Origin of the sequence: Tianweitania populi (genome assembly GCF_014652875.1) — a bacterium.
Classification (GTDB): domain Bacteria; phylum Pseudomonadota; class Alphaproteobacteria; order Rhizobiales; family Rhizobiaceae; genus Tianweitania; species Tianweitania populi.
The window spans coordinates 909,562-922,703 of the sequence record NZ_BMZQ01000002.1; the positions used below are offsets into that span (position 1 = coordinate 909,562).

13 protein-coding genes are annotated in these 13,142 nt (G+C 63.7%); 11 read left to right on the plus strand and 2 right to left on the minus strand.

Translation table 11 applies throughout. The features are described 5' to 3' along the window. Positions 1–45: 45 nt before the first annotated feature. Together IE166_RS13705 and IE166_RS13710 are read right to left on the minus strand one after the other, a co-directional pair. Positions 46–909, minus strand: coding sequence for a transglutaminase-like domain-containing protein (locus tag IE166_RS13705; RefSeq protein ID WP_189504726.1), 864 nt, complete (start codon positions 907–909; stop codon positions 46–48). Positions 910–1,018: 109 nt separating this feature from the next. After that, positions 1,019–1,243, minus strand: coding sequence for a DUF1674 domain-containing protein (locus IE166_RS13710; RefSeq protein ID WP_189505973.1), 225 nt, complete (start codon positions 1,241–1,243; stop codon positions 1,019–1,021). Between the two features lie 105 nt (positions 1,244–1,348). On the opposite strand from IE166_RS13710, the gene htpX reads away from it, so the two are divergent. From htpX to rlmH, 11 genes are all read left to right on the plus strand, one after another. Beyond that, a complete protein-coding gene (htpX, locus tag IE166_RS13715) occupies positions 1,349–2,365 on the plus strand; it encodes a zinc metalloprotease HtpX (RefSeq protein ID WP_189504728.1) in 1,017 nt (338 codons plus the stop codon). Next, positions 2,362–3,744, plus strand: coding sequence for an RsmB/NOP family class I SAM-dependent RNA methyltransferase (locus IE166_RS13720; protein WP_385965606.1), 1,383 nt, complete (start codon positions 2,362–2,364; stop codon positions 3,742–3,744). Before htpX ends, IE166_RS13720 begins: the two co-directional genes overlap by 4 nt. An 87-nt stretch (positions 3,745–3,831) precedes the next feature. Beyond that, positions 3,832–5,529 carry a heparinase II/III family protein gene (locus IE166_RS13725; protein ID WP_189504732.1) on the plus strand — a complete coding sequence of 566 codons (1,698 nt, stop codon included), beginning with the start codon at positions 3,832–3,834 and terminating at the stop codon, positions 5,527–5,529. 77 nt (positions 5,530–5,606) lie between these two features. Beyond that, a complete protein-coding gene (gene purH / locus IE166_RS13730; protein ID WP_189504734.1) occupies positions 5,607–7,223 on the plus strand; it encodes a bifunctional phosphoribosylaminoimidazolecarboxamide formyltransferase/IMP cyclohydrolase in 1,617 nt (538 codons plus the stop codon). 193 nt (positions 7,224–7,416) lie between these two features. Next, a complete protein-coding gene (gene obgE / locus IE166_RS13735) occupies positions 7,417–8,460 on the plus strand; it encodes a GTPase ObgE (protein WP_189504736.1) in 1,044 nt (347 codons plus the stop codon). Beyond that, positions 8,460–9,629: a glutamate 5-kinase gene (gene proB / locus IE166_RS13740; RefSeq protein ID WP_189504738.1), complete on the plus strand. Its 1,170-nt coding sequence runs from the start codon at positions 8,460–8,462 to the stop codon at positions 9,627–9,629. The genes obgE and proB overlap by 1 nt, the downstream gene beginning before the upstream one ends. After that, positions 9,613–10,893, plus strand: a complete 1,281-nt coding sequence (locus tag IE166_RS13745) for a glutamate-5-semialdehyde dehydrogenase (RefSeq protein ID WP_189504740.1) — start codon at positions 9,613–9,615, stop codon at positions 10,891–10,893. Before proB ends, IE166_RS13745 begins: the two co-directional genes overlap by 17 nt. A 25-nt stretch (positions 10,894–10,918) precedes the next feature. Beyond that, the gene (locus IE166_RS13750; protein WP_189504742.1) at positions 10,919–11,353 is read left to right on the plus strand and encodes an OsmC family protein; all 435 of its coding nucleotides are present in this window, start codon (positions 10,919–10,921) and stop codon (positions 11,351–11,353) included. 40 nt (positions 11,354–11,393) lie between these two features. After that, positions 11,394–11,990: a nicotinate-nucleotide adenylyltransferase gene (locus IE166_RS13755; protein WP_189505975.1), complete on the plus strand. Its 597-nt coding sequence runs from the start codon at positions 11,394–11,396 to the stop codon at positions 11,988–11,990. Positions 11,991–12,141: 151 nt separating this feature from the next. Next, positions 12,142–12,501: a ribosome silencing factor gene (gene rsfS / locus IE166_RS13760; RefSeq protein ID WP_244641525.1), complete on the plus strand. Its 360-nt coding sequence runs from the start codon at positions 12,142–12,144 to the stop codon at positions 12,499–12,501. Between the two features lie 21 nt (positions 12,502–12,522). Then, the gene (rlmH, locus tag IE166_RS13765) at positions 12,523–13,002 is read left to right on the plus strand and encodes a 23S rRNA (pseudouridine(1915)-N(3))-methyltransferase RlmH (protein WP_189504744.1); all 480 of its coding nucleotides are present in this window, start codon (positions 12,523–12,525) and stop codon (positions 13,000–13,002) included. The last annotated feature ends 140 nt before the right edge of the window (positions 13,003–13,142 follow it).

A 13,142-nucleotide genomic window follows, 5' to 3' on the forward strand; every position in this document is an offset into this window, starting at 1 on the left:
TTTTTATTGCCTAGTTTCTTGGCGTCGGACGGTGAGCGAAGCAGCTTACGCTGCTTCGCGCTCACGCATGTCGCTCTCAGCTAGGATGCGGCGGGCTTCTTCCGGAGCCAACTCGTCAGCCCAGACCTTGAATGTGGTCAGGATATGGGGGCCGAAAGTGTGGATCAGCGGCACATCCGTGGCATCGCGACCGTAGGCGACGACGACGCGGCCTGCGCGTGGCCGGTTGTGGCGGGCATCGAAGGTGTACCAGCCGCCTTCCAGATAGACCTCCATCCAGGCGGAGAAATCCATCGGTGCCGGATCGCGGGGAATGCCGATGTCGCCGAGGAAACCGTTCACATAACGCGCCGGGATATTCATGCAGCGGCAAAGCGTGATCGCGAGATGCGCGAAATCGCGACACACGCCTACGCGTTCTTCATGGCCTTGGCCCGCCGTGCGGGTGGAGCGGGCATAAGAATAACCGAACGAGATGCGGTTATGCACGTAATCGCAGATGGCCTGCACACGCTGCCAACCCGGCTGTGTGTTGCCGAAGAGGTTCCAAGCCGTGTCCATCATCAGGTCGGTGTCGCAATAACGGCTGCCTAACATGAATACCAAAGCTTCATCGGGCAGTTCGGCGATCGGCACTTCACGCAGTTCCGGGTGGGCTTGCTCGAACTCACCGCTATCGGCAATCACCGCATCATACATGATGCTGGTATCGCCAGCCGGCGCTGTGAAGCGAAGGCACCGGTTGCCGAACTGATCGAGGTAAACGGTCGAGGGGATGTCCGGCGTCAGCTGCGGGCGCTGCTCGCGAACAAGATCGACGCGCCGCTCGGGACGGATTTCAAGCGCGGCTAGGATCGGCGTCGGAGCGGGGCACTGGACGCCTAGTTCGTAACCGATACGGATCAGCATGATGCGCTCCAATTTCCGGACAATATAAAACAAAGCCGTTCAACCGGGCTTTGTTCCCCCGCGCCGTCTTGTACTTTTGGTGGGTATGATCCGGCTCAGCGTGACGATGTCAGAAGTCGACGGCGATGCCCTTCTTTTCCCAATCGCCATAGCGCACGGGATCATGGCCGCCCCGGCCACCGCGCTCCTTGGGCATGGCAGCTTCCGCCTGCTCATACTCGGCGCGCCGTGCCTGCGCTTCGGCCAGCGCGCGTTCGGCAGCCGGCGACAATGGCTTGCGCGCGAGTTCGCCTGTTTCCGGTGGAAGCCCGTTATTGGCATCGCTGTTATCCATCATTGAAGTCCCTTTAAGCGCTTCCCATGATAATAGGCGTCACGCAGGCGGCCTGAAAGGCCCCGCGTTCAACAGTTGCCGGCGCAAAAAGGAGGCGCCTCGACGATGAACATGATCCGAACCGCGATGCTGCTCGCCTTCATGACCGCGCTCTTCATGGGCGTCGGCTATCTTATCGGCGGCACGGGTGGCATGGGGATCGCCTTCTTGTTCGCCGCCGGCATGAACCTGTTTTCCTATTGGAACGCCGACAAGATGGTTCTGCGCATGAACAATGCGATGGAAGTCGATCGCAGTTCGGCGCCGGAATATTACGCGATCGTGGAAGATCTCGCACGCCGCGCCGAGCTGCCGATGCCACGCGTCTATCTGATCGACGAAGACCAGCCGAACGCCTTTGCCACCGGCCGCAATCCGCAAAACGCCGCGGTTGCCGCCACCACCGGCCTGCTGCGCCGCCTTAACGCCGATGAAGTGGCGGGTGTCATGGCGCACGAGCTGGCCCATGTGCAGAACCGCGACACGCTGACCATGACGATCACCGCAACGCTTGCCGGCGCGATATCCATGCTCGGCAACTTCGCGTTTTTCTTTGGCGGCAACCGCGAGAATAACAACAATCCGTTGGGCGGCATCGGCGTGATTGTCGCCATGATCGTGGCGCCGCTTGCGGCCATGATCGTGCAGATGGCGATCAGCCGGACGCGCGAATATTCGGCCGATCGGCGCGGTGCGGAAATCTGCGGCAACCCGAATGCGCTCGCTTCCGCGCTGAACAAGATCGCGCGCGGCGCGCATCAGATCGTCAACGAGGGTGCCGAGCGCAATCCGGCTGCGGCGCATATGTTCATCATCAACCCGCTGTCGGGCCAGCGCATGGACAACCTGTTTTCGACCCATCCGGATACCGGCAACCGCATCGCAGCCTTGCAGGCGATGACCGACATTCAGCCGGGTCGGAGTTATGCCGGTGGGTTCCAGCCGGAAACGACCAGCGCGCCGGAGAGTGCAGCCGGGCCGTGGAGCGGGCGTGGCGAACGTCAGCTAGGTAGTGGTTCGGCATCCGGTCCATGGAGCGGTTCGCGTAACAAACCGTCCACTCGCCGGGGACCATGGTCTTGAACCAGGCTCGCACGCCCAACGGCAGCGCCAATCGCCGGCCTTCGTCCTTCGCCAATCCAACCTCCGACATTCCCGGCCTGCCTGCGCGGCAGGCTGCGGCCAAGCTTCTGGCGGCGGTTGTGGATGCCCGCACCTCGCTCGACGGGCTGACGGATGAAGAGCATGGGCACCCAGCTTATCGCGCGCTGGAAGGGCGCGACAGGGCGCTGGTGCGCGCCATCCTGATCTCGGCCCTGCGGTTTCGCGGCACGATCCAGGCTGCGATCTCGAACCAGCTCGACCGGCCGCTGCCTGGCAACGCGTTGACGCTGAGCCATGTGCTGCATGTGGCCATCGCCCAAGTCCTGTATCTCGACGTGCCTGATCGCGCTGCCGTCGATCTGGCTGTCGAGCAGGCGAAAGGCGATCCGCGCACGCGGCGTTTCGACGGGTTGGTCAATGGCGTGCTGCGCTCGATCGTCAGGCGCAAGGCGCAGATCCTCGGCAAGACCCCAATCGCCAACGCCCCGGACTGGTTCGTGGCACGGTTGAACGAAGCCTATGGCGAAGAACGCGCCAAGGCCATCCTCACGGCGCATCTGACTGAGGCGCCCGTGGATTTCACCGTGAAGGATGATCCGGCGGGCTGGGCCGAAAAGCTCGGCGGCATCGTGCTGCCAACGGGCACCGTCCGGGTGGCGCGTCGGGAGGGCGCGATTGCGGCCTTGCCGGGCTATGAGGATGGCGCGTGGTGGGTGCAGGATGCGGCGGCGGCCTTGCCGGCGCTGATCATGGGCGATGTTCGGGGCAAGCGCGTTGCCGATCTCTGCGCGGCACCGGGCGGTAAGACGGCGCAGCTGATCCAGGCTGGTGCAGAGGTCACGGCGCTGGATATTTCGCGCAGCCGGATCAAGCGCCTACGGACCAATCTGGAACGGCTCGATCTTCCAGCCGAGGTCGTGGAAGCCGACCTTTCCGTTTACGAACCGGCGGAACCTTTCGATGCCGTGCTGCTGGATGCGCCTTGCTCGTCCACCGGCACGGTGCGGCGGCATCCCGACGTGCTTTGGACCAAATCCCCGGAAGAAATCGAGAAGCTGGCCGCCGTTCAGTTCCGCCTGTTGAAGGCAGCTGTGCGGCTGGTGAAGCCCGGCGGGCGCATAGTCTTCTCCAACTGTTCACTCGACCCGGTTGAAGGCGAGCAGATGGTTGAGCGCATTCTGGCCGAGCAGCCCGAGCTTGAGCTGGAGCCGATTGCACCCGGCGAGATTCCTGTCGTCGATGCTTTCCTCACGCCAACCGGCACGGTGCGCACGACACCAGCTGACCTGCCGCATGAAGACCCCGCACTTGCCGGCATGGACGGCTTCTTCGCTGCCCGGCTGAGACGCCGTGGTTAATGCCGGGTTGATCTCGGCTCCCCTATCAAAGCTCCGTTAACCATCCCCGTCTAGATTGCCGAAAGGAATCGATGATGGGATGGTTGAGTGAGTGCTGCCGTAGAAGCGCCGGAGCTTTGGGGCTTGGTGGCAAAGGCGCTGTGGCGCAAGACGCGCCGGCGTTTGCGTGCCGGTCCGGGCTGGCGCTTCCGTTATGCCGGCCGCACCCCTGACCGGCTGCTGATTGCGCCGCCCGACCTGCGTCTCGCCGATCCGCAGATCGCGCAGGACATTTATTACGGGCGCTTTCCGTTTGCCGGCAAGGTGGTGGAAACCAGCGGCCGCTCGCCCTTCGACATCAAGGTTGCTTCGCCGGAATGGGTCGAAGCACTGCAGAACTTTCATTGGCTGCGACATCTGCGCGCCGCGCAGACTGAACTGGCAGCCGTTAACGCTCGCGCCTTGGTTGGCGAGTGGATCGGCCTGCACGGCAAGCGCATCAGCCATCCCGCCTGGGATGCGGGCATCACGGCCAGCCGCGTGATCAGCTGGCTGCAGCATTCCTCGATCATCCTGCAAGGTGCCGACTTCGCCTTTTATCGCCAGTTCCTGAAGGCGCTGAGCGTGCAAGTGCGTTATTTGCGCGCTGTGGCCGCCGAGATGCCGGTGGGCGAAGACCGGTTGCGCGCCCGCATCGCACTGGCTTTTGCGGCCTTGTCGCTGCCGGTGCCGGCCGCAACTCTGCGCACCGCCACGCGCTGCCTTGCGGAAGAACTCGACCGCCAGATCCTGCCCGATGGCGGTCATATCTCGCGCAGCCCGCTGGCCGTTCTCGAACTGCTCGCCGACCTGCTGCCGCTGCGGCAAACCTATGCCAACCAGTCCGCGACGCCGCCGCAGGCCTTGATGGGCGCGGTGGACCGGATGCTGCCGGCGCTGCGCTTCTTCCGCCATCAGGACGGCTCGCTGGCGCGCTTCAACGGCATGGGCGTCACCGTTCATGACCGTGTCGCCGCCATTCTGCGCCATGACGATGCCTGTGCCGCGCCGCTGCTTCATGCGCCGCATTCCGGCTATGAGCGTTTGTCGATGGGCGGCACGACGGTGATTGCCGATACCGGCCCAGCACCGGCGGTCGACCAGTCGGCGCAAGCGCATGCCGGTTGCTTGTCGTTTGAACTGTCCTCATCGCGGCGCTCATTCATCGTCAATGCCGGCGTGGATACGTTCGGCGCGCGCGATTTCCGCCCGCTGGCCCGCGCCACAGCTGCGCATTCCACCGCCGTGTTCAACGATGCCTCTTCGGCCCGCTTCAACCTGGCGGGCATGAACGGATGGATCGGCACGCCGCTGGTGGCAGGCCCGCGCGTGGTGCGTTCGCGGCGGCTGGATGAGGGGCGCAACGGTTCGACCCTGCAGGGCTTCATCGCCAGTCATGACGGCTATCTTCAGCGTTTCGGCCTGTTCCATGAACGCCAGCTCGTCCTCTCGGATGGCGGCCAGATGCTGGAGGGCATCGATCGCTTCCATGCCGCCGGCAACGGTTTGCCGCGCAGCGGGCATGTCGCGATCCGCTTTCATGTGCATCCCGATGCCGAGCTGGATCGCGACGGCGACAGCCTCGTCATTCAAGGCCGCGACGGCGAAGGCTGGATCTTCCGTTGCGGTGAGGTGCTTCCCGAAATCGAGGATTCAATCTTCTTTGCGGGACTGGCAGGCCCGGCGCGCACCAAGCAGATCGTGCTGCATTACGATGCCGCCGAACATCCGACACTAGCCTGGCGTTTCACAAGAATCACAAGCTGACGCCCTTCGGCGCTTGCATTTGACCGCGCCCATGGCCTAGGTCCGGGCTTCCCCAGCGAAGCCCGAGATCTCCTGCCATGGCCGTCCCCTCCAAGAACATTCCGGCACCTGACCGCGTTATCATCAAGCGCGCGCTGTTGTCCGTGTCCGACAAGGCCGGCGCGGTGGAGTTTGCCCGCGCGCTGCACGAAGCCGGCGTGACGCTCCTTTCGACAGGCGGCACCTCCAAGGCGATCGCCGAAGCCGGTTTGCCGGTGACGGACGTGTCGGATGTCACAGGCTTTCCCGAGATCATGGACGGCCGGGTGAAGACGCTGCATCCAAGCGTCCATGGCGCGCTCTTGTCGATCCGCGACGACGCCGAGCACAAGGCGGCAATGGTCGAGCACGGCATCGAGCCGATCGATCTGCTCGTGGTGAACCTTTATCCCTTCGAAAGCGTGCGCGCGTCGGGCGCGAATTACGCTTCGATCGTGGAGAATATCGACATTGGCGGACCGGCCATGCTGCGCGCGGCTGCCAAAAACCATGCTTATGTCAGCGTGGTCGTCGATCCCAGCGACTATCAGTCCGTGCTGGAAGAGATGAAGGCGGGCGAGGGCAGTGTCGGCTTGGCTTTCCGCCAGCGGCTCGCGGCCAAGGCCTATTCGCGCACGGCCGCTTACGATGCTGGCATTGCCTCGTGGTTTGCCGGTGCGGTTGAAGGCGTTTCGACCACCTATAACAGCCTTGGCGGTACGGTGGCAGGCGAGTTGCGCTATGGCGAAAACCCGCACCAGACGGCCGGCTTCTACAAGACGGGCGAGAACCGCCCCGGCGTTGCGACCGCGCGGCAGTTGCAGGGCAAGGTGCTGTCCTACAACAACATCAACGACACGGATGCGGCGTTCGAGCTGGTGGGCGAGTTCGATCCGGCAAAGGGTGCTGCAGTCGCCATCATCAAGCATGCAAACCCCTGCGGCGTTGCAACCGGCGCCACGCTGGTCGATGCCTACAAGAAGGCTCTGGCCTGCGACCCCGTTTCGGCCTTCGGCGGCATCGTTGCGTTGAACGGCACGATCGACGCGGCGGTTGCGGAAGAGATCGTCAAAGTCTTCACCGAAGTAATCATCGCGCCGGACGCCACGGATGAAGCGATCGCCATCATCGCCGCGAAGAAGAACCTGCGCTTGCTGGTGACCGGCGGCCTGCCGGATCCGCGTGCGCCGGGCATGGCCGTGAAGACGGTTGCCGGCGGCTTCCTTGCTCAATCGCGCGACAATGGCGTGGTGGATGATTTCGACCTGAAGACCGTGACCAAGCGCGCGCCGAGCGAGCAGGAGTTGGCCGATCTGCGCTTCGCCTTCCGGGTGGCCAAGCATGTGAAGTCGAACGCTATCGTTTACGTTAAGGATGGGGCGACGGTGGGCATTGGCGCGGGCCAAATGAGCCGCGTGGACTCGTCGCGCATCGCCGCTTCCAAGGCGCAGGATGCAGCCAAGGCCGCCGGCTTGGATGTGTCGCTGGCCAAGGGCGCGGTTGTCGCGTCCGACGCCTTCTTCCCCTTTGCCGACGGTTTGCTGGCTGCGGTGGAAGCGGGTGCGACGGCCGTGATCCAGCCGGGCGGCTCCATGCGCGATGACGAGGTGATTGCGGCTGCCGACGAGCATGGCCTGGCGATGGTGTTCACCGGCATGCGCCACTTCCGCCACTGATCGCTGGGGTCTCTTCGCTCGCCTGCTTTGTTGCGAAAGCCTTGAAAGCCGAAAGGCTTCCATCGGTTTCGCGCCTCGCAGGCAAGCGAATATCCTCCCAGCGATACCAGCTCTTCGAAGCTGCTTTTCGTCGGCCTCTCGCGCTTTCGCGGCGTTTGCGCTACACGACGGCGCTTAAGAGGCAGACGACACGATGAAATTTCTCGACCAGGCAAAAGTTCATATTCGATCCGGTGACGGCGGAGCCGGCGCGGTTTCGTTTCGCCGTGAGAAATTCATCGAGTTCGGCGGTCCGGATGGCGGCGATGGCGGGCGCGGCGGCGATGTGTGGGCGGTGGCCGTCGAAGGCCTCAATACGCTGATCGATTACCGCTATCAGCAGCATTTCCGGGCGCAAATCGGCGTTCACGGCATGGGCCGCAACCTTGCTGGCGGCAAGGGGTCGGACGTCATCCTCAAGGTTCCGGCCGGCACGCAGATCTTCGAGGACGACAACGAGACGCTGATCGCCGACCTCACCGAAATCGGCCAGAAGGTGCTGCTCGCCAAGGGCGGCAATGGCGGCTTCGGCAATGCGCATTTCAAGAGTTCGACGAACCAGGCACCGCGCCGCGCCAATCCCGGCATCGAAGGCCAGGAACGCGATATCTGGCTCAGGCTGAAGCTGATCGCCGATGCCGGCATCGTCGGCCTGCCCAATGCCGGCAAGTCCACCTTCCTCGCGGCGGTCACTGCCGCCAAGCCGAAGATCGCGGATTATCCCTTCACCACCCTGCATCCCGGTCTCGGCGTAGCGCGCATCGACGCGCGTGAATTCGTGATCGCCGATATTCCCGGTTTGATCGAAGGCGCGCATGAGGGCGTTGGCATCGGCGACCGTTTCCTCGGCCATGTCGAGCGCACGCGTGTGCTGCTGCACCTTGTATCCGCGCAGGAAGAGGATGTCGCTTACACCTATGAAACCGTGCGCAACGAACTCGAAGCCTATGGCGGCGGTTTGGATGAAAAGCAGGAAGTGTTGGCTCTCAGCCAGGCCGACACGATCGATGGGGAAACCCGCAAGGAGAAGATCAAGGCGCTGAACAAGGCGTCCGGCAAGACGCCGCTGGTGCTGTCGGCCGCCACGAACGAGGGCACGGAAACGGTGCTGCGCGCGCTGATGGAAGTCGTGCAGGCTGCGCGAAAGCAGGAAGAGCCGGAGGTCGAGGATCCCCGCTGGCAGAAGGGCGAGTCCTGATGCAGCGCGAGCTGAGCTCTTACCGGCGCATCACCGTCAAGATCGGCTCGGCCTTGCTGGTGGATCGCGAAAGCGGTTTGAAGCGCCAATGGCTCGCCTCGCTAGCGCGCGACATCGGGACCCTACGGCAGGCGGGCGCAGATGTGCTTGTCGTATCGTCCGGCGCGATCGCGCTTGGCCGCACCATCCTGGGGTTAGGGCGCGGGCCGTTGAAGCTCGAAGAAAGCCAGGCGGCGGCGGCGGTCGGCCAGATCGCGCTGGCTGGCGCCTGGTCCGAGGAACTGGCTGGTGTCGGCCTGAAATCGGGTCAGGTGCTTGTGACGCTCGGCGATACCGAAGAACGCCGCCGCTACCTCAATGTGCGCGCTACGATCGGCACGCTGTTGAAGCTTGGCGCCGTTCCCGTGATCAACGAGAACGACACGGTTGCGACCTCCGAAATCCGTTACGGCGACAATGACCGGCTGGCTGCGCGCGTCGGCACGATGATGAATTCCGACCTGCTGGTGCTCCTGTCCGATATCGACGGGCTTTACACCGCCCCTCCGCAGCGCGACCCGAATGCCGAGTTCGTGCCTTACGTCGAGCGGATCACGGGTGAGATCGACGCCATGGCGGGTGCTGCGGCGTCCGAACTGTCGCGCGGCGGCATGCGCACCAAGCTCGATGCCGGCAAGATCGCGACGGCGGCGGGTGCGGCGATGATCATCACGGCCGGTGACCGCCTGCATCCCCTGGCCGCCATCGACAAGGGCGAGCGTGCCACCTTCTTCAAGGCGTGGGACCATCCTGTGCGCGGTTATAAGAGCTGGATTGCCGGGCAGCTGGAGCCTGCAGGCCGGCTGACGGTGGACGGCGGTGCGGTCAACGCATTGCTTGCCGGCAAGTCGCTGCTGCCAGCCGGTGTGACCGGCGTCAGCGGCGTGTTCGAGCGCGGCGACACGATCGCGGTGCTTGGCCCTGACGGCGCGGAAATCGCGCGCGGGCTTGCGGCCTATGATTCCGGCGACGCTTTGCAGATTGCGGGCCTGAAAAGCACGGAGGTGGCTGATGTGCTGGGCTATGAAGCGCGCTCGGCCATGGTGCATCGCGACGATCTCGTGATGACGAGGCAGGCCGCACGCAGCGACGCCATCGTGCAGGAAACAAGCCATGCTGAATCTGCTTGAAAAGACTGAAGTCACCGAGGTGATGGCCGAAATCGGCCGCAAGGCGCGCACCGCGACGAAGCCGCTGGCACTGGCTGCACCGGAAACGAAGGCCGCAGGGCTACAAGCGATGGCCGCAGCGATCCGAACAGGCGCGCCGGCGATCCTCAACGCCAATGCGATCGATCTGGCCAACGGTCATACGGCTGGCTTGTCGGCGTCCTTCATGGACCGGCTCCAGTTGAACGACGCACGTATCGAAGCCATGGCTGCGGGCATCGAGGCCATCGCCGATCTGCCTGATCCCGTCGGCTCGGTGATGGCTGCCTGGGAGCGGCCGAACGGGTTGAAGATCGAACGCGTGCGCACGCCGTTGGGCGTGATCGGCGTGATCTATGAGAGCCGGCCGAATGTGACGGCCGATGCCGGCGCGCTCTGCCTCAAGGCCGGCAATGCTGTGATCCTGCGCGGTGGCTCGGATTCGGCGCGCACGTCCGCCGCGATTCATGTCTGCCTGCAAAGCGGGCTGGAAGTGGCGGGTCTGCCGGCCGACGCAATCCAGCTGGTGCCAACCACCGATCGTGCTGCCGTCGGCGAGATGCTGGCCGGTTTGAACGGCGCCATCGACGTGATCGTGCCACGCGGCGGCAAGAGCCTTGTTTCGCGCGTGCAGGCCGATGCGCGTGTGCCGGTCTTTGCCCATCTCGAAGGGCTTTGCCATGTCTATGTCGACCGTTCGGCTGAACTCGACATGGCGGTGAGCCTCATCGTCAACGCCAAGATGCGGCGTACCGGCATCTGCGGCGCGGCCGAAACGCTGCTGGTGGACCGTGCGGCGGCCAACACGCATCTCCTGCAGATGCTTGAAGCGCTAAGCGCAGCCGGCTGCGAGATTCGTGGCGACAGTGATGTCTTGGAACGTTTTCCTGCCGCCAAGCCGGCGAAGGATGACGACTGGCGCACCGAATATCTCGACGCGATCCTCTCCGTGCGCTTGGTCGACGGCATCGAGGGTGCGATTGCCCATATCGATACTTATTCCTCGCACCACACCGAAGCGGTGATTGCAGACGATGCAACCGTGGTCGCGCGCTTCTTCAACGAGATCGACTCGGCAATCCTGTTGCACAATGCCTCGACCCAGTTCGCCGATGGTGGTGAGTTCGGCTTTGGCGGCGAGATCGGCATTGCCACCGGCAAGATGCACGCGCGCGGCCCGGTGGGCGTCGAGCAACTGACTTCGTTCAACTACCGCGTTCATGGCTCTGGCCAGGTTCGGCCTTAAAGCGATTAGCGGAGGAGGCGTGACCATGGAAGCATCCTCATCGACGGCGCGCACTGCAACGGTTGAACTGCGCAACATCGAAGGCACGCAGGCAGCACTTGGCTGGGCTGGCGGCCACACGCTTGTGGTCGATCGCCCGGATGGCATGGCGGGCGGAATGGGTCTGGGCTTCAATGGCGCGCAGATGTTGGCGCTGTCGCTCGGCGGCTGCTTTTGCAACGATCTGCGATATACGGCCGAAAAGATGGGCGTGCAGCTTGGACCCGTGGCGGTTACCGTGACGCTCACCCTGGACGGCGACCCTTTGCTGGCACAGTCGGCCGCGATGCAGGTCGATTGCACGCTCATCGACGGTTCGGATGCGGGCGCCGTGATCGAAGCGGCGAAAGCGAGTTGCATGGTCAGCAATTCGCTGCGCAAGGGATTTCCCGTCTCGATCAGCGAAGCCGCTCGTGCCTGAACAGGGTCGACCTGCGGATGTTCCGCACCAGTATCTGCGCATGCCCTATGTCGAAAAGGGCATGGCAGTCGGCCTGTTTGGCGGGTCGTTCAATCCACCGCATGCGGGGCACGCGCTTGTGGCCGAGATCGCGTTGCGCAAGCTGCGGCTCGATCAGCTGTGGTGGATGGTAACGCCGGGCAATCCGCTTAAGAGTACGCGCGAGCTGGCGCCCTTGGCCGAGCGCATCCGCCTGTCCGTGAAGCTGGCGGAGGATCCACGCATCAAAGTGACGGCATTCGAGGCGGCCGCCAATGTGCGTTACACCGCCGACACATTGGCCCTGGTCAAGGCACGCAATCCCGGCGTGCATTTTGTTTGGATCATGGGCGCCGACAGTCTGGCGAGCTTCCATCGCTGGGAACGCTGGCGGGCGATTGCCATGACCTTCCCGATCGCCGTGATCGACCGGCCGGGCGCGACCCTGTCCTTCCTGTCTTCGGTGATGGCCAAAACCTTTGCTCATGCCCGCGAAGACGAAACGGATTCGGAAGTTCTGGCCAGTCGGCGGGCGCCGGCCTGGACCTTTTTGCATGGTCCGCGCTCGACCTTGAGCTCGACGGCGCTGCGGGCACAAGCCAAAGGCACGAAGACCTGATACACTGTCCAGCCATTGTTATTGAAACCGTCACCGAACTGCGCCTATCTATAGGGTGCGCCAAGGGTGGCGCATCGTTGTTCCTTAGAAAGGGAAGACACTGAGAACAGAACTGCGGAAGGAGGCGGAAACACCGCTTTCGCCGGTCGAGATCGGCGCCCAAGCGCCTGCGACCTCCCAACTCGAAACCGTTCTTGCCAGTCTCGACGACTCCAAGGCGGAAAACATCGTGGCCATCGACATCCGGAAGAAATCGAGCCTCGGCGACCATATGGTCGTGGCGAGCGGTCGGTCGCACCGTCATGTCGCGGCTGTGTCCGAACACCTCATGAAGGCGCTGAAGGACAGCGGCGTGAACAATGCGCGCGTCGAAGGCCTGCCAAGTGCCGACTGGGTGCTGATCGATACGGGTGACATCATCATCCACGTCTTCCGGCCCGAGGTGCGCGAGTTCTACAACCTCGAAAAGATGTGGCAGACGCCTGATCTCGACGATGGGACCAAGCACTGACACGGGCATTCTGAGGTTTCAATGCGGATCGGCATCAATGCCGTCGGTCGGATGAAGGCCGGGCCAGAGCGGGAGCTTGCCGATCGCTACCTTGACCGCTTCGCCAAAGCGGGGCCGCCGCTCGGCTTGGAATTTGCCGGAGTGGCGGAAAGCGCGGAAAGCCGATTGGGCACGGCGGCCGAGCGGATGCGCGAAGAAGCGGCCCGGCTCGACGCTGCTCTTGGCGCCGGCGGGCTGATCCTGCTCGACGAGCGCGGCAAGAACCTTGCATCGCCGGCCTTTGCGCAACTGATTGCCGACCACCGCGATCGCGGTTTGCGGCAGCTCACTTTCGCCATTGGCGGGCCGGACGGCCATGCCGCCACCTTGCGGGATCAGGCAACCGCGCTGATCTCCTTCGGCGCGGCGACTTGGCCGCATCAGATGGTGCGCGTCATGCTAGGCGAACAGCTTTACCGCGCCGCTACCATCCTGTCCGGTCACCCCTATCATCGCGTTTGAACGCTGCCTTCTTGAAGGCCCCGCGTAAGCTCGCCTTGAGAAAGTGCGATTCGCTTGGGAAGAACGGCGTTGCAGCCGGGCCGATGGTTGATGCTTCCTTTACGAAGCCGACCTACGATCCGCGCGTTAGCCGATCCGGG